The sequence below is a fragment of the Nocardiopsis oceanisediminis genome (genome assembly GCF_048595525.1).
Taxonomy (GTDB): Bacteria; Actinomycetota; Actinomycetes; order Streptosporangiales; family Streptosporangiaceae; genus Nocardiopsis_A; species Nocardiopsis_A oceanisediminis.
Genome location: NZ_JAFMZJ010000001.1, coordinates 4,601,275 through 4,625,371 on the forward strand (window position 1 = coordinate 4,601,275; position 24,097 = coordinate 4,625,371).

A 24,097-nucleotide genomic window follows, 5' to 3' on the forward strand; every position below is an offset into this window, starting at 1 on the left:
CCCCGACCACGGCCGGCCCGGAGGCCGGCCGGCCCGGCCGGCCGGGGCATCCCGCCCCGCCGGCGCCGGCCCCGGCTCGCCCCCGGCCCCGCCGCGCGACGCCCCTGACCATGACCGGCCCGAGGGCCGGAGCCCGCTCGGAGGAGCATGATGCACGACGCCACCGGAACCGACCCCGCGCCTCCCGCCGTCCCGCCGCTGCCGCTGGGCGGGGCCGTGGAGGAGGTGCGGGACGACGTACTCGGAAACCACCTGCTCGACGCGCGCGGCCTGCAGTGGCTGCACGGGGTGAACGGCGACCCCTACGCACGGGCGCTGTGCGGGCAGGACGACGACCCGTATCCGCTCTACGAGCGGGTGCGGGCGCTCGGCCCGGTCCACCGCGGCCTCACCGGCAGCCTCGTGGTCGCCGGCCGGGCGGCCGCCGAGCGGGTGCTCGGCGACGGCGCGGTGTTCGCCCGGCCCGGGCGGGACGGGCCGGTCCCGGAGCCGCAGGTGCTGCCGTTCCTCGCCCGCGACCCGCTGGCCGGGCCCGAGGCGGACGCGGCGGAAGGGCCCGACGGGGCGGGGTCCGGCGGGGCCGCCGCCCAAGCGGCCCGCGAGGCGGTGCTGGAGCGGGTCGCGGCGCTCCGCGGGCGCGGCGGGCCGGTCCGGCTCGACGTGATGGCGGATGCGGCGTGGCCCGCCGCGGTGGCGGCGGCGGCCGCCCGGTGCGGCCTCCCCGCCGGGAGCCTCGGCGCCTTCGCCGCGGCCTGCCGCGCCCTGGACGGGCTGCCCGACTACCCGCTGTCGGCGCAGCGGCCGCAGCAGGTCCGCGCGCTGGCCGCCGCGCTGGAGGAGCTGGACGGCATCCCGGGGGCGCGGCCGGCGGAGGCGGCGCGCGCCGCGGTCGCGGCCCACCTGGCGGGCAACACGGTGCTGGCCCTGCTCGGCGGCCCCGGGGCCTGGAAGCGGGTGCACGGCGAGCCGGGGCTCGCCGCGGCCGCGGTGGGCGAGGCGCTGCGCCTGGACCCGCCGGTGCAGATGGCCGCGCGGGTGGCCCGCACCGGGACCGAGGTGGGCGGGGCGGCGGTGCCCGCGGGGTCGCACGTGGTCGTGCTGGTCGGCGCGGCCGGGCGGGACCCGGGCGCGTACCGCGCCCCCGGCGTCTTCGACCCCGGCCGGGCGGACGGCGGCGCCGGCGCGGCCGGGCTGGTGGTCCCCCCGGCGGTGCGGAGCGACGCCGAGGCGGCGGTCGCGGCGCTCGCCGGCGCGCTGCCGGAGCTCGCCCCGGCCGGCCCCGTCCTCTACCGCAGGCGCCGGCCGGTCTCCCGCGGCCCGCTGGCGCTGCCCGCCTCCGCCTGACCCGCCGCCTGAGAAGGATCACGAGCCATGCGCGTCCTGTTCACCTCCCTCGCCCACAACACGCACTACTACACGCTGGTCCCGCTGGCCTGGGCGCTGCGCGCCGCGGGGCACGAGGTGCGGGTGGCGTCCCAGCCCGCCCTCGCCGACACCATCACCGCCTCCGGGCTGACGGCCGTCCCGGTCGGCACCGACCACCTGATCCACCAGACCCGGCTCCGGATGAACGGGGAGCCGCGCCCGGACCACCCCGCCATCGACTTCGACGAGGTGCGCGGGGTGGAACCGGACTGGGAGCACGTGCTGGGCCGGGAGACGCTGCTGACCCCGTACTTCTATGCGCTGGCGAACAACGGCGAGATGGTCGACGCGCTCGTCGCGCACGCCCGGGAGTGGCGGCCGGACCTGGTGGTCTGGGAGCCGGTGACCTTCGCGGGGGCGGTGGCCGCGCGCGCCTCCGGCGCCGCGCACGCGCGCCTGATGTGGGGGTCGGACGTGCTGGGGAGCGCGCGCCGCACCTTCGTGCGGCTGCGCGACGCCCAGCCGCCCGAGCACCGCGAGGACCCGCTGCGCGACTGGCTGACCTGGACGCTGGAGCGGCACTCGTGCACCTTCGACGAGGAGGCGGTGACCGGCCAGTGGACGATCGATCCGGCCCCGGCGAGCCTGCGGCTGCCCACCGGCCTGCCGACGGTGGGGATGCGCTACGTCCCCTACAACGGCCCGTCGGTGCTGCCGGACTGGCTGTCCGAGCCGCCGGAGCGGCCGCGGATCTGCCTGACGCTGGGGGTCTCCGCGCGGGAGGTGCTGGGCGGCGACAACGTTTCGCTGGCCGACCTGATCGAGGGCCTGGCCGACCTGGACATCGAGCTGGTGGCCACGCTCGACCCCGGCCAGCGCGAGGCGCTGGGGCGGCTGCCGGACAACACCCGGCTGGTGGACTTCGTGCCCTTGGACGCGCTCCTGCCGTCCTGCGCGGGGATCGTCCACCACGGCGGCGCGGGGACGTTCTCCACCGCGCTCGCCCGCGGCGTCCCGCAGATCGTGCTCGCCGCGCTGTGGGACGCCCCGGTCAAGGCGCGGCGCCTGGCCGAGCTGGGCGCGGGCGCGATGATCGCCCCCGCCGAGCTGACCGGTGAGGCGGTGCGCGCGCAGGTGGAGCGGGTGGTGTCGGACCCGTCGGTGGCGGCGGCCGCCGGGCGGCTGCGCGAGGAGGCGCTGGCCGACCCCTCGCCCGCCGGGCTCGTTCCCGAGCTGGAGCGGCTCACCGCCCTGCACCGGTCCGCGCCCGCCCTCCGGTGACCCCGGCGGCGCGCACCGGGCGCGCCGCCCGCCCCTTTCCCCGCCTTTTCCCGCCGCACTCGGGCGGCGGGGCCCAGAAGTGAGGAGACGCCCGTGTACGAGGAAGAGCTGGCCGCCATCTACGACCTGGTCTACGAGGGCCGGGGCAAGGACTACGCCGCCGAGGCGGAGCAGGTGCTGGACCTGGTCCGGGAGCGCGCGGGGGAACCCGCGTCGCTGCTCGACGTGGCCTGCGGCACCGGCGCGCACCTGCGGCACTTCGCGGCCGCGGTGCCGCACGCCGAGGGCCTGGAGCTGTCGGAGGCCATGCTGGGCGCGGCCCGGGACCGGGTGCCCGGGGTGAAGCTGCACCAGGGCGACATGCGCGATTTCTCCCTGGGGCGGCGGTTCTCCGCCGCGGTGTGCATGTTCAGCTCCATCGGCTACATGGGCGACACCGGCGAGCTCGGTGCGGCGCTGCGCCGCTTCGCCGCCCACCTGGAGCCCGGCGGTGTCTGCGTCATCGAGCCGTGGTGGTTCCCGGAGTCCTTCATCGAGGGCTACATCGGCGCCGACACCGTCCAGGACGGCGGGCGCACCGTCACCCGGATGTCGCACTCGGTCGCGGTGCGCGGCGGCCGCGCGACGCGCCTGGAGGCGCACTTCCTGGTGGCCGACGCCGGGTCGGGGATCCGGCACTTCTCCAACGCCCACGAGATCACGCTCTTCCGGCGTGAGGAGTACGAGGCGGCGTTCACCGGCGCCGGCCTGGCCGTCGAGTACATCGGCGGCGGGCCGTCCGGGCGCGGCCTGTTCGTCGGGGTTCGCGGCTGAGCCCCGATATCTGCAACGACACGAAGAAAGTGGACGACGATGACCACCACGACCCGATCCGGTGACCCCGGCGAGACCGCGGACGCGCTGGTCGCGCGGATGACGCGCGAAGAGAAGCTGTCCTTCGTCGCCTGGGGGTTCGATCCCGTGGAGATGAAGGGCGTCGGCTACCTGCCGGGGGTGCCCCGGCTGGGGATCGCCCCGCTGCGGGTGGCCGACGGCCCGGTCGGGATCCGGCTGATCGGTGAGGCCGCGACGGCGCTGCCCGCCCCCGTCGCGCTGGCCTGCGCCTTCGACGCGGGGCTGGCGCGGGAGTACGGCGCGGTGATGGGCCGCGACGGGCGGGCGCTGGGGCAGGACATGGTGCTGGCCCCGATGGTGAACTCGGTGCGGGTGCCGCACGCGGGGCGGAACTTCGAGACGTTCGGCGAGGATCCGCTGCTGGCCTCGGAGGTGGCCGCCGCGCAGGTGGAGGGGGTGCAGTCGGAGGGCCTGATGGCCTGCGTGAAGCACTTCGCCGCCAACAACCAGGAGAAGGACCGGTTCGGCGTGGACGCCGCCGTCGGCGAGCAGGTGCTGCGGGAGATCGAGTTCCCGCCGTTCCGCGCGGCGGTGGAGGCCGGGACGGCGGGGGTGCTGGCCGCCTACAACTCGCTGAACGGGGCGTTCTGCTCGGAGAACCCGGGCCTGCTCCGCGATGTGCTGCGCGGCGACTGGGGGTTCGAGGGGTGGGTGATGTCGGACTGGCTGGGCACGCACAGCACGGCCGCCATCGGCCTCGGCCTCGACCAGGAGCTGGGCCGCGAGATCGAGCACGAGCCCGGCCCGGACGAGGAGCCGCCGCCCCCCACGTACTTCGGGGCGGCGCTGGCGGAGGCGATCGACCGCGGGGAGGCGGCCGAGGCCGACCTGGACCGGGCGGTGGCCCGGATCGTGGCGGCGATGGCCCGCTTCGGGCTGGTGGGCGGGGAGCCCCCGGAACGGCCGAAGCGGGACGTGGAGGCCGCCCGCTCGGTGGCGCGGCGCGTCGCCCAGGCCGGGGCGGTGCTGCTGCGCAACGAGCGCGGCGCGCTGCCGCTGGCCGGCGGGCGCGCCGCCGACCTGGCCGTGATCGGCGACGCGGCCGCGGTGCCCAAGGTGACCGGCCTGGGCAGCGCCTTCGTCACCCCCGACGCCGCGGCGGCCCCGCTGGACGCGATCCGCGAGCGCGCCGGGGCGGGCGCCCGCGTGCTGCACGTCCAGGGCGACGACGTGTTCGGGCGGCCCATCGGGGACGGTGCGCTGTCCCCCGCGCCGCCCGCCGGGCACGCGCTGCCGGCGGGCGGCCGGGGGGAGGTCTACAAGGGCGTGCTGACCGTCGCCGAGGCGGGGATGCACCGGTTGTCGGTCCGGGTGCGCGGCGGGTACGCCACCCTCACCCTGGACGGCGAGGTGGCCCTGGAGGCCGGCGAGGTGTTCGGGCCGCAGAGCAGCCTGACCCTGGACCTCGCCGCGGGCGAGTACCGGATCGGGCTGGCCGGGTGGGCCTGGCAGGCGTCGCCGCTGGAGGTCGAGCTGGCCTGGGTGACCCCGTCGATGGCGCGGGAGGACATCGCGGAGGCGGCCGCGGCCGCGCGCGCGGCGCGCACCGCCGTGGTGTTCGCGCACGACGACGGGGCGGAGGGCTACGACCGGTCCTCGCTGTCGCTGCCGGGCCACCAGGACGCCCTGATCGAGGCGGTGGCCCGGGCCAACCCGGACACCGTGGTGGTGCTGAACACCGGTTCGGCGGTGCTGATGCCGTGGCTGGAGGAGGCGGCCGCGGTGCTGCAGATGTGGTACCCGGGCCAGGAGGGGGCGCAGGCCGCGGCGGGGCTGCTGTTCGGCGACGCCGACCCGGGCGGCCGGCTCGCGCTGTCCTTCCCGGCGGCCGAGGACGCCCACCCGGTCGCGGGGGACCCGCTGCGCTACCCGGGCGTGGAGGGCCGCCAGGAGTACTCCGAGGGGCTGCTCACCGGCTACCGGTGGTACGACGCGACGGGGACGCGGCCGCTGTTCCCGTTCGGGCACGGGCTGTCCTACGGCCGCTTCGGCTACGCGGGGGCGTCGGTGCGGGCCGCCGGGGACGGCTTGGAGGTGGAGGTGGTGCTCAGGAACACCGGCGACCGGGCGGGCACCGAGGTGGTCCAGGTCTACCTGGGGCCCAGCCCGGACCTGCCCGCCCACGTGGAGCAGGCGCCCAAGCGGCTCGCGGGCCACGCGAAGGCGGAGCTGGCGCCGGGCGAGGAGCGGCGCGTCCCGGTGCGGGTGCCCGCGCGGGCCCTGGAGCACTGGGACGCGGCCGCGGGCGCCTGGATCCGGGGCACCGGCGAGCGCCTGGTCCAGGTGGGCGCGTCCTCCGCCGACATCAGGGCCGCCGAGCGGTTCCGCGTCGCCCCGTAGCGCCCGCCCCTCCCCCTTCCTCCCGGGGGCGCCCGCCGGGACCCGGCGGGCGCCCCCGGTGTGCGGCGCGGGAGGGCCCCCGGGGCCCACGGAAGCGACGATCTTGACGTTGCGGGGCCATCAGAGCGCTCTGATGGCCCCGCAACGTCAAGATCATCGCGGGAAGGGCGGGCGGGGCGTTCTGCGGTGCTCACCGCCCTTTTCCCATCGGCCGTGTAGGGGGCGGTTAGGGGTTACCGGCCCCGTCCCCTCCTCCGTACATTCGTCCGCGCACGGGCCCATTCCGGCCCTGTCCCCCTCTGCTCCACCTCCCACTCACCGGCGCGGCGGCTCCGCGCGGTACCCCGCACCGGGGAGCACCCCCGCCCGCGGCGCCCTGGACATTAGGACGAGCCATGATCCGATCCCGTAAGGCGGCGTTCCCCCCGGTTCCCGCGCCGCCGAGCCCGCGCCTCTCCGACGCGCAGCCGAGCGGGGCCCGCGCATGAGCACCGAGGCCCACACCCCGGCGGACGCGCCCGCGGCGCGGCGCACCCCGCTCGTGCCGCTGCTGACCCTGCTGCTGCTCGGCAACGTCTCGGTGATCGCCGTCTTCACCGGCGCGAGCACCCTCATCCCGGCCCGCCTCACCGAGATCGACCCCGCGAACAAGGAAGCCCTGTGGGGCACCATCCAGGGGATCAGCGCCGTCTTCGCGACGCTGTTCAACCCGATCGGCGGCGCGCTGTCGGACCGCACCCGGTCGCGCATGGGCCGCCGCCACCCCTGGCTGCTGGGCAGCGCGCTGGTCGGGTTCGGCGTCCTGGCGTTCCTGGGCAGCGCGACGACGGTGGTGATGATCGGGATCGCGTGGTGCCTGGCGCAGGCGGTCATGAACATCTTCATGGCGGCGCTGACCGCGATCATCCCCGACCGGGTGCTCCCCGACCGGCGCGGCACCGCGTCGGCGGTGATGGGCGTGGGCACGTCGCTGGGCGCGATCGTCGGCACGCAGATCGCCGCCCGGTACGTCGACGACGGCGCGCTGGCCTACATCATCTTCGGCGGCACGGTCCTGGTCGCGGCGCTGCTCTTCGCCACCTGCACGCGCGACCCGCGCCCGGGCGAGTACGAGGAGTCGCGGAACGTGACGCTCGCCGAGTCCTTCGTGACGTTCCTGGCGGCGCTGAAGCACCGCGACTTCATGTGGGTGTGGCTGGGCCGGGCCCTGATGGTCCTGGGCTACTTCATGGTGCTGATGTTCATGCTGTTCATCCTCACCGACTACATCGCCCTGCCGGACGGGCTCAAGCCCACCGACGCGATGGCCACCGCGGTCACCGTCTCCACGGTCGCCGGCATGGTCGCGACGGTCATCGGCGGTCCGCTGTCGGACTGGACGGGCCGGCGCAAGCCGTTCGTGGTCCTCTCCGGTGTGGCGACGGCGCTCGCGCTGCTCATCCCGCTGCTGGAGCCGACCTGGACGGCGTTCCTCGTCTACGCGGGCCTGCACGGCGCGGCGTTCGGCTGGTACAGCGCGGTGGACATCGCGCTGATGACGCTGATCCTGCCGCGCTCGGAGGACGCCGGCCGGGACATGGGCGTGCTGAACATCGCCAACGCCGGGCCGCAGATCATCGCCCCGTTCATCGCGGCCTCGGTGATCGGGGCGTTCGGCGGCTACCCCGCCCTGTTCATCACGGGCATGGTGATCTCGCTGGTGGGCGCGGTGGCGGTGCTGCCGGTGAAGTCGGTGCGCTGACCCCTCCGGTCCGCCTCCCGCCCGGCCCCGGGCCCGCCGCGCACTCGGCGGGCCCGGGGCCGCGGCTCATCCCCGGCCGTCCGCGGGCAGCACGGTGCGCAGCCAGTCGCCGGGGCGGCCGCGGCGGCGCCACTCCCGCGGGTAGCCGACCGACACCTCCTCGAACCGCACCCCGTCGTAGTGGGTGGTCCGGGGGATGTGCAGGTGCCCGTAGACGACCGCCGCGGCGTTGAACCGCAGGTGCCAGTCGGCGGTGCGGACCGTACCGCACCACTGGGCGAACTCCGGGTAGTACAGGACGTCGGTGGGGCGGCGCACCAGCGGCCAGTGGCCGACCAGCACGGTGGGGTGCCGGGCGGCGGCCTCCTCCAGCCGGGGCTCGGTGGCGGCGACCCGGGCCGCGCACCAGTCCTCCCGGGTGGGGTAGGGGTCGGGGTGGAGCATGAACTCGTCGGTGCAGACCACGCCCGTCCGGTAGGCGTAGGCGAGGCCCTCCTCCTTGGTGGAGGTCCCCGGCGGGTGGAACGAGTAGTCGTAGAGCGTGAACACGGGGGCGACCACGACCGGCCCGCCGTCGCCCTCCCACACCGGGTAGGGGTCCTCCGGGGTGAGCACGCCCAGGCGGCGGCAGATCTCCACGAGGTGGTCGTAGCGCGCGGCGCCGTTCAGCCGCACCGGGTCGTCCTTGACGGTCCACAGGTCGTGGTTGCCCGGTGTCCACACGACGGTGTCGAAGCGGGACGCCAGCAGCGCGAGGACCCGCTCGATGTCGGCGGGCGTCTCGGCGACGTCGCCGACCACCAGCAGCCAGTCGCCGGGGTGGCCGGGGCGCAGCCCCTCCGCGATCGCGCGGTTCTCGCGGTGCGAGACGTGCAGATCGCTGACCGCGAGCAGTCGGGGCCGCCGTTGCATGGGTCGCACCTGCTTCCGGGAGGGGACGGGGACGGAGCGCCGCGCCCCATTGTGCACGGTCCCGCGCCGCCGGGCGCGCCGCCCCCTGCCCCTCCCCTACCGGCCCCTAGCGGCCCCCTAATGTCGCCGAGGGCCGTCGCCCGGCGGGGGAGCGCGTTGCTAGCTTCCGGCTGTGCTGAAGGGAATCGTGCTCGCAGGAGGGCGGGGGACCAGGCTCCACCCGGTCACCTCGGCCGTATCGAAACAGCTGCTCCCCGTCTACAACAAGCCGATGATCTACTACCCGCTGTCGGTGCTGATGCTGGCCGGCGTCCGGGACATCCTCGTCATCACCCGGCCCGACCACATCGGGCAGTTCCGCGCGCTCCTCGGGGACGGGGGGCACCTGGGCCTGTCCATCGGCTACGCCCCCCAGGAGGAGCCGCGGGGCATCGCCGAGGCGCTGACCATCGGCGCCGACCACATCGGCGGCGACCCGTTCACCCTGGTCCTGGGGGACAACGTCTTCCACGGCCCCGGCCTGTACTCGCTGCTGCACACCAGCGCCGCCGAGCTCGACGGCTGCGTGCTGTTCGGCTACCCGGTCCGCGACCCCGAGCGCTACGGGGTGGGCGAGGTCGACGCCGAGGGGCGGCTGGTGTCCCTGGAGGAGAAGCCCGCCGCCCCGGCGAGCAACCTCGCCGTCACCGGCCTGTACATGTACGGGCCGGACGCGGTGGACATCGCCCGCGGCCTGGCCCCCTCCGACCGCGGCGAGCTGGAGATCACCGACGTCAACATCGCCTACATGAAGCAGGGCCGGGCGCGCATGGTCGACCTGGGGCGCGGGTTCGCCTGGCTGGACGCCGGGACCCACGACTCGCTGCTGCACGCCTCCCAGTACGTGCAGGTCCTGGAGGAGCGGCAGGGGATCCGCATCGCCTGCCTGGAGGAGATCGCCTACCGCATGGGGTTCATCGACGCCGAAGCGTGCCTGGAGCTGGGCCGCCGGTACGGGGACAGCGCCTACGGCGCCTACCTGGTGGAACTCGCCCGGAGCGGCTGAGGCCCGCGGGCCGTCCGCCGCGACCGAACGACGACCCGGCGGGAGCCGGGAAGGGAGGAACCCGTGCGTGTACTGGTGACCGGGGGAGCCGGCTTCATCGGATCGCACTTCACCCGCATGCTGCTCTCCGGCGCCCTGCCCGGACCGGCCGCCTCCTCGGTGACCGTGCTCGACCTGCTCACCTACGCCGGCGACCCCGGTGTCCCGGCCGCCCTGGAGGGCGACCCGCGGTTCCGGTTCGTCCGCGGCGACGTCTGCGACGCCGCCCTGGTCGCGTCCCTGGCCGCCGAGGCCGACGCGGTGGTGCACTTCGCCGCCGAGAGCCACGTCGACCGGTCGATCGAGGGCGGGGCCGAGTTCGTCCGCACCAACGTGCTGGGCACCCAGACCCTGCTGGAGGGGGCGCTGCGCGGCGGGGCCGACCGGTTCGTGCACGTGTCGACCGACGAGGTGTACGGCTCCATCGCGTCGGGTTCGTGGACCGAGGACCGGCCCCTGGAGCCCAACTCCCCCTACGCGGCGTCCAAGGCCGCCTCCGACCTGATGGCGCGGGCCTTCCACCGCACCCACGGGCTGGACGTGCGCACCACCCGCTGCTGCAACAACTACGGGCCGGGCCAGTTCCCGGAGAAGGTCATCCCGCTGTTCGCCACCAACCTGCTGGACGGCGGGACGGTGCCGCTCTACGGCGACGGCGGCAACGTCCGGGAGTGGGTGCACGTGGAGGACCACTGCCGCGGGATCGCGCTGGTGCTCGCCGGGGGGCGGCCGGGCGCCGTCTACAACATCGGCGGCGGCACCGAGCTGAGCAACCGGGAGCTGACCGCGCGGCTGCTGGAGGCCTGCGGCGCGGACTGGTCGGCGGTGCGCTCCGTCCCCGACCGCAAGGGCCACGACCTGCGCTACTCCCTGGACGACGGGCTGATCCGGCGGGAGCTGGGCTACCGGCCCCGGGTGGGCTTCGAGGAGGGGCTGGCCGGGGTCGTGGAGTGGTACCGGGAGAACCGCGACTGGTGGGAGCCGCTGAAGAGGGCCCGCGCCGGCGGCCCGGGGGCGCCCGCGGCGGTGCCCGGGGGCGCCCCGTGAACGTGGCCGAGACCGGGGTGGGCGCGGCCCGCACCATCGACCTGCAGACCTTCGCGGACCCGCGCGGCCGGCTGTCGGTGGTGGAGGGCGGGCGGCACGTGCCCTTCGAGATCCGCAGGGTCTACTACCTCTACGGCGTCCCCGACGACGCGCTGCGCGGCGCGCACGGGCACCGGCGGCTGCGGCAGCTCGTCGTCGCGGTGCACGGCGGCTTCACCGTCCACCTGGACGACGGGTTCCGCCGCTGCGCGGTCACCCTGGACCGCCCCGACCAGGGGCTCTACATCGCCCCGATGACCTGGCGGGAGATCATCGGCTTCACCGGCGGCGCCGTCGCCATGGTGCTGGCCTCCGACCACTACGACGCCGGCGACTACTTCCACGACTACGAGCGCTTCCTGCTGGAGGCCCGGGCGGCCGCCCCGCCGCCGGAAGGAGGACGGGTATGACCGCGGAACGCGGCGGGACCGCCGCCGATGCGCCCGGGGGCCTGCGGGGGGCCGGCTCCGGCGTGCCCTTCCTGGACCTGCGGGCGCCCTACGCCGAGCTGCGCGCCGACGTCGACCGGGCGGTGTCGCGGGTGCTGGCCTCGGGCCGCTACCTGCTGGGCCCGGAGATCGAGGCGTTCGAGTCGGAGTTCGCCGACTACTGCGGCACCGCGCACTGCGTCGCGGTGAACAGCGGGGGCGACGCCCTGGAGCTGGCGCTGCGCGCCCTGGGGGTGGGGGCCGGGGACGACGTGCTGGTCCCCTCGCACACCTTCATCGCGACCTGGATCGCGGTCTCGGCGACGGGGGCGCGCCCGGTGGCCGTGGAGCCCGCGGACGGCGGAACGCTGATCGACGCCGCCGGGGTCGAGGCGGCGGTCACGCCGCGCGCCAAGGCGGTGGTCCCGGTCCACCTCTACGGCCACCCGGTCGACCTGGACCCGCTCCGCGAGGCGGCGCGCCGGCACGGCCTGCACGTGCTGGAGGACGCCGCCCAGGCGCACGGCGCCCGCTACCGGGGGCGCAGGGTCGGGGCCGCCCCGTCGCTCGCGGCGTTCAGCTTCTACCCCGGGAAGAACCTGGGGGCGATGGGGGACGGCGGGGCGGTGGTGACCGGTGACGCGGAGCTGGCCGGGCGGCTGCGGATGCTGCGCAACTACGGTTCGCGGGTGAAGTACCGGCACGAGCTGCGGTCGGGCAACTCCCGGCTGGACGAGGTGCAGGCCGCGGTGCTGCGGGTCAAGCTCGCCCGGCTGGACGAGTGGAACGGGCGCCGCGCCCGGGCCGCCGGGCGCTACCGAGACGGGCTGGGCGGCCTGGACTGGCTGCGGCTCCCGGACGCCGCACCGTGGGCCGAGCACGCGTGGCACGTCTACCCTGTGCGCACGCGGCACCGGGACGCCCTGGCCGGGCACCTGGCCGCGGCCGGCGTGCAGACGCTCTCCCACTACCCGGTGCCGGTGCACCTCTCCCCCGCCTACGCTTCGGCCGGCCTCCCCGAGGGCTCGCTGCCGCGCGCCGAGCGGCTGGCCGCGGAGCTGCTGAGCCTGCCGATCAGCCCGCACCTCGGGGACGACCGGGTCGACGAGGTGGTGGCGGCGGTCCGGTCGTTCCGGCCGGCGGGGTGAGGCGGCCGCCCTCCCCGCGTGGCCGGAACCGGCCATTCTCTGGAAACGGTGTTCCCGAACGGATGGCGGACCCCATCCGACCTGCCGGTTCCGCCGGCCGGGGGAAATTCCTCCTTTCCCGGAGTGCATTTCCCGCACGGAATCCGGTGGTAGGTTCTGGCCTCGATGTCCGGATCTCCAGTGCGCTTCCGGCGGGCGTTCCTCCGGCCGGAACGCGGGTGAAAGAGGGGGACGTGCCCGAAGACCGACGCTCCGGCCGCCGAGGCGGCCGGGGGCGCTCCGCGGACGCGCCAGGCCCTGGCGCACAGGGGGGCCGGGACCGCAGAGGGTCCCGCCCGCGCAGCCGCGCCGACCACAACCGGCGGGTGTTCGGCCAGAACTTCCTCGTCGATTCCCGGTCCGTGCAGAGGTTCGTCGAGGTCGCCGCCCCGCGCTCGGGCGACCTGGTGCTGGAAGTGGGTCCGGGCGAGGGCCGGATCACCCGGGCGGTGTCCCGGAAATGCCGCCGGGTCGTCGCCTACGAAATCGACGGGCGAATCGCCGGCCGGCTGCGCGACTCCCTCGGCACCGATTCCGGAATCAACGTTGTGAACAGGGATTTCCTGAAATCCCAGCCGCCCCGGGAACCGTTCTCCGTGGTCGGGAACATCCCCTTCTCGTCCACGTCGAAGATCATCGACTGGTGCCTGGACGCGCGGTCGCTGCGCTCGGCCACCTTCATCACCCAGCTGGAGTACGCCCGCAAGCGCACCGGCGACTACGGCCGGTGGAGCAGGCTGACCGTCGCCACCTGGCCCGAATTCCAGTGGCGTATCGCCGACCGCATCCCCCGGCACAAGTTCCGCCCGGTGCCCAAGGTCGACGCCGGCGTGATGCGCATCGAGCGGCGCGAGGAGCCGCTGCTGCCGAGGTCGGCGCGGGGCGACTACCTCGCGATGGTCGACGCCGGGTTCACCGGCAAGGGCGGGTCGCTGCACGCGTCGCTGCGCCGGGGGCACCGGACGGCGCGGGTCAACGCCGCCTTCCGCGAGGCCCGGCTGGACCCGGACACCGTCGTGGCGTTCGTCCACCCCGACCAGTGGGTCACCCTGTTCCGGGTGCTGCACAACGCCTGACTCCCTCTTCCGCGCGGGTCCCCCGCGCCCCGGCCCGCTCCGCGGCGGAGGGGCGACGGGGACCCGCGCGAAGGGCTCCGGCCCGGCCGATGATTTCCGCGCCCCGGCGGGGTCTACCCAGGTGACGACAGCGAAGACCTCACCTCTGGGAGCCGACCATGGCCCGGCACGACGAACCCGCCACCACCGCGCAGACCCCGGGGCGCGCGCTGAACATCACGCTGTGGGTGCTGCAGGTGCTGCTGGCGCTCTTCTTCGCGGGGGCGAGCGCCTTCCCCAAGCTGACCGGGCACGAGTCGGCGCGGGCCGGCTTCGACCTGATCGGCTACGGCGACTGGTTCATGTACCTCGTCGGGGCGCTGGAGCTGGCCGGCGCGATCGGGCTGCTGATCCCGCTGCTGTGCGGGGTGACCGCGATCGCGTTCATCGGCCTGATGATCGGCGCGTTCATCTACGAGACGACGGTGATCCAGGCCGGGTTCTGGTACACCCCGCTGATCCTGCTCGTGCTGTTCGCCTTCATCGCCTGGGGGCGGCGCGACCGCACCGCGGCGCTGCTGGCCCTGGTCACCGGGCGCCGCTGAGCCGCCCCCGCCGATCCCGGCGCCGCCGCCTCGACCGGCATGGGGCGGCGGCGCCGCCGGGATCGGCGCCTCGGGGCGGTGCGCCGGGCCGCCGCTCAGCCGGTCACCACGGTGAGCCCGTGCCTGTTCAGGATGGGGACGATCGGCTGGAAGAAGGTCGTGCCCCCGGACGAGCAGTTGCCGCTGCCGCCGTAGAGGAGCCCCTGGACGTGCCCGGCCGTGTAGTAGACCCCGCCCCGGTCGCCGGGCTCGGCGCAGACGTCGGTCCTGGTCAGACCGGTCACGATGCCGTCGGGGGTGGCGACGCTCTGGTTCTTGGCCTGGATGGTCCCGCACTGCCAGCCGGTGCCCGACCCGGTGCGGCAGACCGCCGAGCCGACCGGGGCCTCGTCGGTGCCCAGGACGACCGTGGTGCCGCCGCCCCTGCGGAGCAGCGGGGTGGGGGTCCAGCCGGGGTCGGCCGTCACCAGCATCACCCCTTCGGTCCGCGACGACCAGGCGACCCGCCCGGAGCCGCCGTCGGCCCCGCGGATCCGGTCGCCGGCCTCGCCGCAGGCGGCGTCGGCGAGGAAGCCGGCGGTGACCGCGACGCCGATGGCGCACCGGGTTCCGGGGCGGTCGTCGTTGACGAACGGGTCGCCCGCGATGATCTGCGCGTCGGCGGCGTCGGCGGTGCCGTCCGCCGCCGCGGGCTGGGCGAAGGCCAGGGCCGCCGCGAGGGCGGCGCCGAGGAGCGCGAGGCGGCGGAGCGCGGGGCGGCCCGGTGCGGGGCGGGCGGCGGAGGAGCGGAGGGCGGCCCAGGAAGGACGGGGGATGTGCGGCATGGCGTTCCTCATCCGGGACGGGGGGACGGAGGACGGAGGAGCGGCGCGGGGACGGCGCGCCGCTCCGGCCGGTGCGGCCCGGGGAGTCGGCGCCGGGGCGCCGCCCCCAGGCGGCCGGGGGCGGCGGTTCTGCGATTTACCATCGACCACCGCTTTCCGCCCCCGCGCTCGTACGGGGAGCATCGGCTCGGGTGGTGCCCGAGCGGTGAGAACCGGCCCGTCCGGCCGCCCCGTCCCCGCGGCGGCAGGTGGAACGCGCTTTCTCGTCCGGGCTCGGGCCCGGCCGGGCGGTCCGCTGTGCAGCGCCCGCCCGCGGCCCGACCTTCTTCCGGCCGGGTGCGGGGCCTTCGCCCGGGAACGGGCGGATCGCCGATGCCGGCGAGGACTTCCGCGAGCGGTTCACGCCTCGGACACTAGACGCGCCCCCCGGCGCCGTACAGGCCCATCTCCCGGCGGTGCGGCGGAGGCCCCCGCCGCACCGCCTCTCCTGCGGCGGTGCGGCGGCCGCGGTGCCGGCGGGTCAGCCGGTCGCCGCCGCGACCAGGCCGTGCGGGTCGAGGACGTACTTGGCGGCCGCGCCCCGGTCGAAGTCGCGGTAGCCCTGCGGGGCGTCCTCCAGCGGGATCGGCGTGGCGTTCACCGCCTCGGCGATGGAGACCTTGCCGTGCAGGATCGCCATCATCAGCCCGCGGTGGTACTTCATCACCGGGCACTGGCCGGTGGTGAAGGCGTGCGACTTGGCCCAGCCCAGGCCGATCCGGATGGAGAGCGAGCCGACCTTGGCGGCCTCGTCCACCGCCCCGGGGTCGCCGGTCACGTACAGGCCCGGGATGCCGATGGCGCCGCCGGCCCGGGTCAGCTCCATGACCGAGTTGAGCACGGTGGCGGGCGCCTCCCGCCCCGATTCGCCGCCGTGGCCGTGCGCCTCGAAGCCGACCGCGTCGACCGCCGCGTCCACCTCGGGCACGCCGAGGATCTCCGCGATCTGCTCGCCCGGGTCCCCCTTGGAGACGTCGACCGTCTCGCAGCCGAACGCGCGGGCCTGCGCGAGCCGCTCCGGGTTGAGGTCGCCGACGATCACCACGGCCGCGCCGAGCAGCTGCGCGGAGGCGGCCGCGGCCAGCCCCACCGGCCCGGCCCCGGCGATGTAGGCGGTGGAGCCGACGCCGACGCCCGCGCTCACGCAGCCGTGGAACCCGGTCGGGAAGATGTCGGAGAGCATGGCCAGGTCGAGGATCTTGGCCATCGCCCGGTCCCGGTCCGGGAACCTCAGCGCGTTGAAGTCGGCGTAGGGCACCAGCACGTACCGGGCCTGCCCTCCCACCCAGCCGCCCATGTCGACGTAGCCGTAGGCCGAGCCGGGCCGGTCCGGGTTCACGTTGAGGCAGATGCCGGTGGCCCGCTCCTTGCAGTTGCGGCACCGGCCGCAGGCGATGTTGAACGGCACCGACACCAGGTCCCCGACGTCCAGGAACTCCACGTCCGGGCCCTTCTCCACCACCTCCCCGGTGATCTCGTGGCCCAGCACCAGGCCGGCCGGCGCGGTGGTGCGGCCGCGCACCATGTGCTGGTCGCTGCCGCAGATGTTGGTGGCGACCACTTTGAGGATCACCCCGTGGCCCGCCTTCCGGCCGACGTTGGCCGGGTTGACGCCGGGGCCGTCCTTCAGCTCGAACCCCGGCATGTCCAGGTCGACGACCTCGACCTCGCCCGGACCCTTGTAGACGACTCCCCTGTTCTCAGGCATGTCTCCACCCTTCTCGGCCGCGCGGCGGCCGCCGGGTCCCGCCCCTCCCTCCGCCCTATAACGGACGCCGCACCGTGTCGACCCCCTGGCGTCGGCCCCCTGCGCGGGAGCGGGCGGGCCGGTGCCGCGCCCCGGGCGCGTGCGGCCGCGCACCGGTCCGTAGACTTCCGCGGGTCCGCGCTGTTCAGGCGGGCGAGGCGGCCGTCCCGCGGGGCCGGCCGGAGGGACCGAACGGGAAGTAGTGACGAGATGTCGATCGTGAGACGGGCCGCCGATTTCGCCGGGCGGTGGTTCGCGGTGCTGGTGCTGCTCGGCGCGGTGGCCGGGGTGGCCGCCCCGGCGCAGACGGCGTCCATCGCGCCGTACATCTCCCTGCTGCTCGGCGTCATCATGTTCGGGATGGGGCTGACCATGCGCCCGTCCGACTTCGCGATCGTGGCCAAGCACCCCAGGGCGGTGCTGTTCGGGGTGGCCGCGCAGTACACGGTCATGCCGCTGCTCGGCTTCGGCATCGCCCACCTGCTGGGCCTGGAGCCGCTGCTGGTCGTCGGGCTGGTCCTGGTGGGCGCGGCGCCCGGCGGTACCGCCTCCAATGTCATCGTCTTCTTGGCCCGCGGCGACGTGGCGCTGTCGGTGGCGATGACCTCGATCTCCACCCTGCTGGCGCCGGTGCTCACGCCGCTGCTGGTGCTGGCGCTGGCCGGGTCGACGCTGCCGGTGGACGCCGGCGACCTGCTGGTGTCGATCCTGCAGGTGGTGCTGGTCCCGGTAGTGGCCGGGCTGGTGGTCCGGGCGGTGGCGGGCGGGCTGGTGGACCGGGTCCTGCCGCTGCTGCCGCTGGTGTCGGTGGGCGGCATCCTCGTGGTGGTCGCCGGGGTGGTCGGCGCCAACGCCGACGCGGTCGCCTCCACCGGCCTGCTGCTGGGGCTGGCCGTCGTCCTGCACAACTCGCTCGGCCTGGGCCTGGGCTACCTGGTCGGCCGGGCCACCGGCCTGCCGGAGTCGGCGCGGCGCGCGGTGAGCATCGAGGTCGGCATGCAGAACTCCGGCCTGGCCGCGGCGCTGGCCACCGCGCACTTCGCCCCGCTCGCCGCGCTGCCCGCCGCGCTCTTCTCCGTCTGGCACAACCTGTCCGGCGCCGCCCTGGCCACCTTCTGGGCCCGCCGCCCGGTCGAGGCGGGCGGGGACCCGGAGCCGGCCGGGAAGTGACCCGGGCCCGCCCGGCCCCGGCCCGGCGGGGCCGGGAAACGCCGGCGGGGCCCGGCCGCGGGCGGAGCGGCCGGGCCCCGGGGGCCGTGCGGGGCGGCGCGGGCGCTAGCCCAGCGCGCTCATCACGTGCTTGATCCGGGTGTAGTCCTCCAGGCTGTAGCCGGAGAGGTCCTTGCCGTAGCCGGAGGTCTTGAAGCCGCCGTGCGGCATCTCCGAGGCCAGCGCGCCGTGGGTGTTGAGCCAGACCGCGCCGAAGTCCAGCTCGGTGCTGAGCCGCAGCGCGCGGGCGTGGTCCCGGGTCCACACCGAGGAGGCCAGGCCCTGGTCGACGCCGTTGGCGAGCTCGACCGCCTCCTCCTCGGCGCCGAACGGCTGGACGGTGAGGACCGGGGCGAAGGTCTCGTCCTTGACCAGCTCGTCGTCCTGGCGCAGCCCGGTGACGACGGTGGGCGCGATGAAGTACCCCTGCTCGCCGACCCGGTGGCCGCCGGTCTCCACCCGGGCGTGGCCGGGCAGCCGCTCCAGCAGGCCCAGCACCCGCTCGAACTGGGCGGAGTTGTTCAGCGGGCCGAAGTCGGCCTCGGCGTCGGGGAGCAGGCCGGTGCGCAGCTCCGCGGCGCGCGCGGTGAGCTCGGCGACCAGCGCGTCGTGCACGTCGGCGTGGACCAGCACCCGGCTGGCCGCGGTGCAGTCCTGGCCGGCGTTGAGGAACCCGCCGGCGAGGATGCCCTCGGCGGCGGCCGGGATGTCGGCGTCCTCGAAGACCACGGCCGGGGCGTTGCCGCCCAGCTCCAGGTGGGGGCGCTTCAGGTCGATCGCGGCGGACTTGGCGACCTGCACGCCGGCGCGGGTCGAGCCGGTCAGCGAGACCAGCTGCGGGGTGGGGTGCTCCACCACCAGGCGGCCGGTGTCGCGGTCGCCGGGCAGCACGTTGAACGCGCCCTCGGGCAGGTGCGGGGCGGCGGCCTCGGCGAGCAGCACGGTGGTGGTCGGGGTGGACTCGGCGGGCTTGAGCACCACGGTGTTGCCCGCGGCCAGGGCCGGGCCGATCTTCCAGATCGCCATCATCAGCGGGTAGTTCCACGGCGTGACCTGGGCGCAGACCCCGACCGGCTCGCGGCGGACCCAGGAGGTGTGCCCGTCCACGTACTCGGCGGCGGAGCGGCCCTCCAGGTGGCGGGCGGCCCCGGCGAAGAACCGCAGGGTGTCCACGCACATCGGGATCTCCTCCTCCAGCATGGAGGAGCGGGGCTTGCCGGTCTCCCGGCACTCGGCGTCGGCGAACTCCCCGGCGCGGTCGCGCAGCGCGTCGGCGATGGCCAGCAGGGCGTCCTGGCGCTGCGCCGGGGAGGCCTTGCGCCAGGTGCGGAAGGCGCCGGCGGCGGCCGCCATCGCGGCGTCGACCTCGGCGGGGCCGCTGACCGCCGCGGAGCCGGTGCGCTCCCCGGTGGAGGGGTGGATCAGGTCGAGGGTGCGCCCGCCTTCGGGGGAGACGTGCCTTCCGGCGATGAACGCGGGCAGCGGCGTGTTCGGGTCGGTCATGGTCGCGGTCCTCATCTGGGTCGGAGCGTCGGTCGCGGGGGCGGGCCGGGGCCGCCCCCGCCGGGGCGGGCCGTTCGGCGGGTCGGGTCAGTCCCGGTGGGTCGGGGCGAACATGCGCAGCAGGGCCGGGAGCACGACCACGCTCGGGCCGGGGGCGGCCAGCGCGGACTTCAGGTCGTCGGCCAGGCGCTCCGCCGTGGTCTGCACGGCGGGGACGCCGAACGCGGCGGCCAGGGCGGTGAAGTCCGGGCGGGACAGCTCGGTGTGCGAGGCGCTCCCGAAGGCGTCGTTCATGTACTCGCGGAGGATGCCGTAGCCGCCGTCGTCCACGATGAGCCAGGTGACGTCGAGGTCGTGCTGGCGGGCGGTGGCCAGTTCGGCGATGCCGTACATCGCGCCGCCGTCGCCGGAGACCGCGAGCACCGGGCCGTCGTGCGCGGCGGCCGCGCCGAGCGCCGCGGGCAGGCCGTAGCCCAGCCCGCCGGTGCCCTGGGCGCTGTGCATGGCGCCGCCGCGCGGGTCCCAGGCCGACCAGGCCCAGTAGGCCAGGATGGTCATGTCCCAGTAGCTGGGGGCGCCGTCCGGCAGCGCGTCGCGCACCGCCGCGAGCACCCGCTGCTCGGTGTCCAGGTCCTGGCCGGCCAGCCGGGCCGCGACCGCGGCCTTGACCTCGGCGACCTCGGCCTCCGCCCGGGGCGAGCGCTCCCGGGCGGAGACCCGGGCGGCCAGCGCCTCCAGGGCGGCCGCCGCGTCGGCGTGCACCGCCAGCGCGGGGATGTTGGACTCCAGCTTGCCCAGGTCGGCCTCGATCTGCACGACCCGGCCGCGCGGCGCCATGGTGTGGTAGTTGCTGGACAGCTCGCCGAGCCCGGAGCCGACCACCAGCAGCACGTCGGCCGATTCCAGGTAGTCGGTGGTGTGCCGGTCCTCCAGCCAGGACTGCAGCGACAGCGGGTGCTCCCAGGGGAAGGCGTCCTTGCCGCCGAAGGTGCAGGCGACCGGGGCCTGGAGGCGCTCGGCCAGGCGGAGCAGCGCCTCCTGGGCGCCGGCGCGGGACACCCCGCCGCCGGCCAGCACCACGGGGCGGCGGGCGCCGTCGAGCAGCCGGGCGGCCTCCTCGACCAGTTCCGGGCGGGGCTCCAGCGGCGCCGGGGCGCCATCGACGCCGCCGGGGGCCACCTCCGGCACGTCGGTGGGGGCCAGCAGCACGTCCTGGGGGATCTCCACCCAGACCGGGCCGGCGGGGGCGGCCGCGGCGCTGCGCCAGGCCGCCTCGATCGCCGAGGGGATCTGCGCGGCGCGGCGCACGGTGTGCACCGACTTCACCACGCCGCGGGCCACCCCGGGCTGGTCGGGCAGCTCGTGCAGGAAGCCCTTGCGGGCGCCGCCCAGCCCCTCGGTGGGGATCTGGCTGCTGACGCAGAGCACCGGGGCGCCGGCCGCGGCGGACTCCTGCAGCGAGGCCAGGGTGAGCAGGGCGCCCGGGCCGGTGGAGACCAGCAGCGGGGTGACCTGCCCGGTCAGCCGGGCGTGGCCGTCGGCGGCGAACGCGGCGTTGTTCTCCACCCTGCTGGAGACGAACCGCACCTCGGGCCGGGCCTGCAGCGCGTCGAAGAGGCCGAGGGCGTGCTGTCCGGGGATGCCGAAGGCGGTCCGGGCGCCGAGCGCGATGAGCGTCTCGACGGCCAGGTCGCCGCCGTTGCGGGTTCGGGTCACGGTGTTCGTTCGCCTTTCGGGTGGAGAGGTGGCCGGGGCGGCCGCGCCGGGCGGCCGGGGACCGCGCGGCGCGGGGCCGCGCGGTCGCGTGCTCGTCGCCCGGGTCAGGCGCCCTTGTTCAGCGCCAGGACGCTGACCAGGTCGTAGGCGACGTGGGAGGCGGCGGTGGCGGTGATCTGCGCGTGGTCGTAGGCCGGGGCGACCTCCACCACGTCGGCGCCGACCAGGTTGCAGGTGGACAGCCCGCGCAGGATCTCCAGGAGTTCGCGGCTGGTCAGGCCGCCGGCCTCGGGGGTGCCGGTGCCGGGGGCGTGCGCCGGGTCGAGGACGTCGATGTCCACCGAGACGTACAGCGGCCGGTTCCCGATGCGCTGGCGGAGCGCGTCGGTGATCTCGTCGACGCCCTTGCGCATCACGTCGGCGGAGGTGACGATGCCGAAGCCGAAGCGGCGGTCGTCCTCCAGGTCCTTCTTGCCGTAGAGCGGGCCGCGGGTGCCGACGTGGCTGATCGCCTCGGTGTCCAGGATGCCCTCCTCCACGGCGCGGCGGAACGGGGTGCCGTGGGTGTAGGGCTCGCCGAAGTAGGTGTCCCAGGTGTCCAGGTGCGCGTCGAAGTGGAGCATCGCGATCGGGCCGTGCTGGGCGTGCAGCGCGCGGAGCAGCGGCAGCGCGATGGTGTGGTCGCCGCCGAGGGTGACCAGCCGGGTGCCGGCCCGGGCGAACCCGGTGGCGGCGTCCTGGATGGTCTCCACCGCGTCGCCGATGGAGAAGGGGTTGACCGCGATGTCGCCGCCGTCGGCCACCTGCACCTCGGCGAAGGGGGAGACGTCCAGGCCGGGGTTGTAGGGGCGGAGCAGGCGGCTGGCGTCGCGGATGGAGGAGGGGCCGAAGCGGGCGCCGGGGCGGTAGGAGACGCCGGTGTCGAACGGCACGCCGACGACCGCGATCCCGGCGTGGTCGACCTGGTCCAGCCGGGGCAGCCGGGCGAAGGTGGCCGGGCCGGCGAACCGGGGGACGCGGCTGGAGTCGGTGGGGCCGATCGGTGCGGACATCGCTGTCATCGCCTTTCTCTGTCGGGGGCCGGCCCCGGGGAGCCGGGGCGGGCGTGCGGGCGGCCCGGGGCCTGCGGCCCGGGCGGGGGTGTCAGTCTGCGGCGGGCACGGGGGCGGCGCCGTCCTCGGGCTCGGGCGCGGCCTCCTCGCCGCGGACCCGGCGCTGCCAGGCGGCGAGCACCGCGGGGTCGGTGGGCCTGGTGGCGAGGCTGACCGCGACGTAGACGGCCAGCGCCACGCCGAGGCCGTAGTAGATGGGCTCGTTGGCGGTCATGCCCTTGGCGGCCATGGTGGCGATGACCGTGGCCGAGCCGGCCAGCATCGAGGCGAGCGCGCCGGTGCGGTTGCCGCGCTTCCACACCAGCCCGCCGAGGATGGCCACCAGCAGTCCGCCGACCAGGATGTTGTAGGCCACGGTGAGGCCGGCGACCACGTCGTCGACGAGCAGCGACACCCCGATCGAGGCGACGCCCAGGACGAGGGTGAAGATCCGGTTGGAGGCGACCTCGTCGGCGGGCTCGCCGTCGCGGCCGGCCTCGGCGCCGTCGCGGGCCCGCAGCCGGCGCAGCTGCGGCCACAGGTCGGTGGAGGTCACCGCGGAGCAGGCGATCAGGGCGCCGCTGGCGGTGGACATCACCGCGGACAGCGCGGCGGCGAGCACCAGGCCGGCCAGGCCGACGGGCAGGGTGTCGGAGACCATCAGGGTGAACGCGTCGTCGGGGTTGCCCAGGTTCGGGAAGAGCACCGCGGCGGCGGTGCCGATCAGCGCGCCGGCCACCGCGTAGACCAGGCAGTAGACACCGGCGCCGAGGCCGCCCCCGGTGACGGTGCGGTCGTTGCGCCCGGTGAACACGCGCTGCCAGATGTCCTGCCCGATGAGGATGCCCAGGGCGTAGATGAGGAAGTAGGTGACGATGGTGCCGCCGCCGATGGTGAACGGCTCGAAGTGGGCGTCGCCGAGCGCCTCGTGCATGCCGGAGAACCCGCCGGCGTGCCAGACGGCGACCGGCGTGAGGATGAGCAGCAGGCCGATCGTCTTGATCACGAACTGCGCCATGTCGGTCATGGTCACCGACCACATGCCGCCGAGCGCGGAGTAGCCGACCACGATGGCGCCGCCGAGGATGATCGCGGCGGTGCGCGGCATGTCGAACAGGCCGCTGAACACGGTGGAGAAGGCCAGCGTGGAGGGGACCGTGAGCATGAAGGTGTAGCCCCACATGACCAGCCCGGACACCGCGCGGGAGTTGCCGCCGTAGCGCAGGTCCAGCATCTCGGCGACGGTGTAGACCTTCAGCCGGGAGATGCGGCGGGCGAAGAAGGCGTGCAGCAGGATGATCCCGATGCCGATCGCGCCGACCATCCAGGCGCCGGAGAGGCCGTAGGTGTAGCCGAGGCCGATGCCTCCGATGGTGGAGGCGCCGCCCAGGACGACGGCGGCCATCGTGCCGGAGTACATCAGCACGCCGAGCCGGCGCCCGGCGACCAGGTAGTCGGAGCGGTTCCGGGTGCGGCGCATGCCCCACCAGCCGAGTCCGACCATGCCGCACAGGTACAGCGCGACCACCGCGGCGTCGATCGTCATGGGTGCTCCTTGCTCGCGGGGTGGGGGGATCGAGGGTGGCCCGAATGACCCGCCCCAGAGGCGCAGATCACCCGATCCCTGCACGTTAAGACGGCATAAGCCGCCCTGTAACTGGATGTTCAGTACAGTCCGGGCGCACTCTCCGTACGGTTCGCACCGCCGGAGCGGTCCGGAGCGCCCCGCCGAAACCCGGCCGAAACGCCCCGCCGGCGGCGGAGCCGGACCGCGGAACGGCGCCGCTCCCCCTCCTCCCCCGCCCGGGACCGCCCCGGCCGGAGCCCGGTGCGGTGCTGCGGTGCGCGGCCCCGGCGGACCGGGCCCTCCGGGGCCGGCGGGGCCCCGCTCCCGTCCCCCGGTCCATCCGCTTTCCCCGCACCGGCCGGGTGCCCCGGGGGAGCCCCGTCCGGGCGCCGCCCCTGGGGGGCGTCCGGCCGCCGGGCACGG

At 75.7% G+C, this 24,097-nt stretch carries 19 protein-coding genes; 12 read left to right on the forward strand and 7 right to left on the reverse strand.

All coding sequences use genetic code 11. The features are described 5' to 3' along the window. Positions 1–150 precede the first annotated feature (150 nt). From J0910_RS20325 to J0910_RS20345, 5 genes are all read left to right on the forward strand, one after another. Complete coding sequence (locus J0910_RS20325) at positions 151–1,344, forward strand: cytochrome P450 family protein (RefSeq protein WP_420160136.1); 1,194 nt, start codon at positions 151–153, stop codon at positions 1,342–1,344. Positions 1,345–1,371: 27 nt separating this feature from the next. Next, positions 1,372–2,646, forward strand: a complete 1,275-nt coding sequence (locus J0910_RS20330; protein ID WP_420160137.1) for an activator-dependent family glycosyltransferase — start codon at positions 1,372–1,374, stop codon at positions 2,644–2,646. Between the two features lie 93 nt (positions 2,647–2,739). After that, positions 2,740–3,459, forward strand: a complete 720-nt coding sequence (locus J0910_RS20335) for a class I SAM-dependent methyltransferase (protein WP_420160138.1) — start codon at positions 2,740–2,742, stop codon at positions 3,457–3,459. A 39-nt stretch (positions 3,460–3,498) separates the two neighbouring features. Beyond that, positions 3,499–5,880, forward strand: coding sequence for a beta-glucosidase family protein (locus J0910_RS20340; RefSeq protein WP_420160139.1), 2,382 nt, complete (start codon positions 3,499–3,501; stop codon positions 5,878–5,880). 484 nt (positions 5,881–6,364) lie between these two features. Further along, a complete protein-coding gene (locus J0910_RS20345; protein WP_420160140.1) occupies positions 6,365–7,621 on the forward strand; it encodes an MFS transporter in 1,257 nt (418 codons plus the stop codon). 66 nt (positions 7,622–7,687) lie between these two features. On the opposite strand, the gene J0910_RS20350 is transcribed toward J0910_RS20345, so the two are convergent. Then, complete coding sequence (locus tag J0910_RS20350; protein ID WP_420160141.1) at positions 7,688–8,533, reverse strand: metallophosphoesterase family protein; 846 nt, start codon at positions 8,531–8,533, stop codon at positions 7,688–7,690. A gap of 175 nt (positions 8,534–8,708) precedes the next feature. Here J0910_RS20350 and rfbA point away from each other — a divergent pair, with 175 nt between their 5' ends. The 6 genes from rfbA (at position 8,709) to J0910_RS20380 (ending at position 13,978) form a co-directional block, all read left to right on the forward strand. Further along, positions 8,709–9,578 (forward strand): glucose-1-phosphate thymidylyltransferase RfbA, encoded by an 870-nt coding sequence (gene rfbA, locus J0910_RS20355; protein WP_420162029.1) that lies wholly within the window; start codon positions 8,709–8,711, stop codon positions 9,576–9,578. 63 nt (positions 9,579–9,641) lie between these two features. Continuing rightward, positions 9,642–10,664 carry a dTDP-glucose 4,6-dehydratase gene (gene rfbB / locus J0910_RS20360; RefSeq protein ID WP_420160142.1) on the forward strand — a complete coding sequence of 341 codons (1,023 nt, stop codon included), beginning with the start codon at positions 9,642–9,644 and terminating at the stop codon, positions 10,662–10,664. Beyond that, positions 10,661–11,113: a sugar 3,4-ketoisomerase gene (locus J0910_RS20365; protein ID WP_420160143.1), complete on the forward strand. Its 453-nt coding sequence runs from the start codon at positions 10,661–10,663 to the stop codon at positions 11,111–11,113. The genes rfbB and J0910_RS20365 overlap by 4 nt, the downstream gene beginning before the upstream one ends. Continuing rightward, complete coding sequence (locus J0910_RS20370; protein ID WP_420160144.1) at positions 11,110–12,279, forward strand: DegT/DnrJ/EryC1/StrS family aminotransferase; 1,170 nt, start codon at positions 11,110–11,112, stop codon at positions 12,277–12,279. The genes J0910_RS20365 and J0910_RS20370 overlap by 4 nt, the downstream gene beginning before the upstream one ends. A 365-nt stretch (positions 12,280–12,644) precedes the next feature. Next, positions 12,645–13,394, forward strand: a complete 750-nt coding sequence (gene erm, locus J0910_RS20375; RefSeq protein ID WP_420160145.1) for an ErmE/ErmH/ErmO/ErmR family 23S rRNA (adenine(2058)-N(6))-methyltransferase — start codon at positions 12,645–12,647, stop codon at positions 13,392–13,394. 158 nt (positions 13,395–13,552) lie between these two features. Further along, complete coding sequence (locus J0910_RS20380) at positions 13,553–13,978, forward strand: DoxX family protein (protein ID WP_420160146.1); 426 nt, start codon at positions 13,553–13,555, stop codon at positions 13,976–13,978. A 95-nt stretch (positions 13,979–14,073) separates the two neighbouring features. Here J0910_RS20380 and J0910_RS20385 read toward each other — a convergent pair whose 3' ends face one another. Together J0910_RS20385 and fdhA are read right to left on the reverse strand one after the other, a co-directional pair. Then, positions 14,074–14,802, reverse strand: coding sequence for a S1 family peptidase (locus J0910_RS20385; RefSeq protein WP_420160147.1), 729 nt, complete (start codon positions 14,800–14,802; stop codon positions 14,074–14,076). 520 nt (positions 14,803–15,322) lie between these two features. Next, positions 15,323–16,549 carry a formaldehyde dehydrogenase, glutathione-independent gene (gene fdhA, locus J0910_RS20390; protein ID WP_420160148.1) on the reverse strand — a complete coding sequence of 409 codons (1,227 nt, stop codon included), beginning with the start codon at positions 16,547–16,549 and terminating at the stop codon, positions 15,323–15,325. Positions 16,550–16,798: 249 nt separating this feature from the next. Here fdhA and J0910_RS20395 point away from each other — a divergent pair, with 249 nt between their 5' ends. Next, on the forward strand, positions 16,799–17,758 hold the full coding sequence (locus J0910_RS20395; RefSeq protein ID WP_420160149.1) for a bile acid:sodium symporter family protein: 960 nt from the start codon (positions 16,799–16,801) through the stop codon (positions 17,756–17,758). A 105-nt stretch (positions 17,759–17,863) separates the two neighbouring features. On the opposite strand, the gene J0910_RS20400 is transcribed toward J0910_RS20395, so the two are convergent. The 4 genes from J0910_RS20400 to J0910_RS20415 all read right to left on the reverse strand — a co-directional run bounded on the left by J0910_RS20400 (position 17,864) and on the right by J0910_RS20415 (position 23,653). Then, a complete protein-coding gene (locus J0910_RS20400; protein ID WP_420160150.1) occupies positions 17,864–19,300 on the reverse strand; it encodes an aminobutyraldehyde dehydrogenase in 1,437 nt (478 codons plus the stop codon). 87 nt (positions 19,301–19,387) lie between these two features. Continuing rightward, positions 19,388–21,016 carry a thiamine pyrophosphate-binding protein gene (locus tag J0910_RS20405; RefSeq protein ID WP_420160151.1) on the reverse strand — a complete coding sequence of 543 codons (1,629 nt, stop codon included), beginning with the start codon at positions 21,014–21,016 and terminating at the stop codon, positions 19,388–19,390. Between the two features lie 104 nt (positions 21,017–21,120). After that, the gene (speB, locus tag J0910_RS20410) at positions 21,121–22,068 is read right to left on the reverse strand and encodes an agmatinase (protein WP_420160152.1); all 948 of its coding nucleotides are present in this window, start codon (positions 22,066–22,068) and stop codon (positions 21,121–21,123) included. A 91-nt stretch (positions 22,069–22,159) separates the two neighbouring features. After that, positions 22,160–23,653 carry a sodium:solute symporter family protein gene (locus J0910_RS20415; RefSeq protein ID WP_420160153.1) on the reverse strand — a complete coding sequence of 498 codons (1,494 nt, stop codon included), beginning with the start codon at positions 23,651–23,653 and terminating at the stop codon, positions 22,160–22,162. Positions 23,654–24,097: the final 444 nt, after the last annotated feature.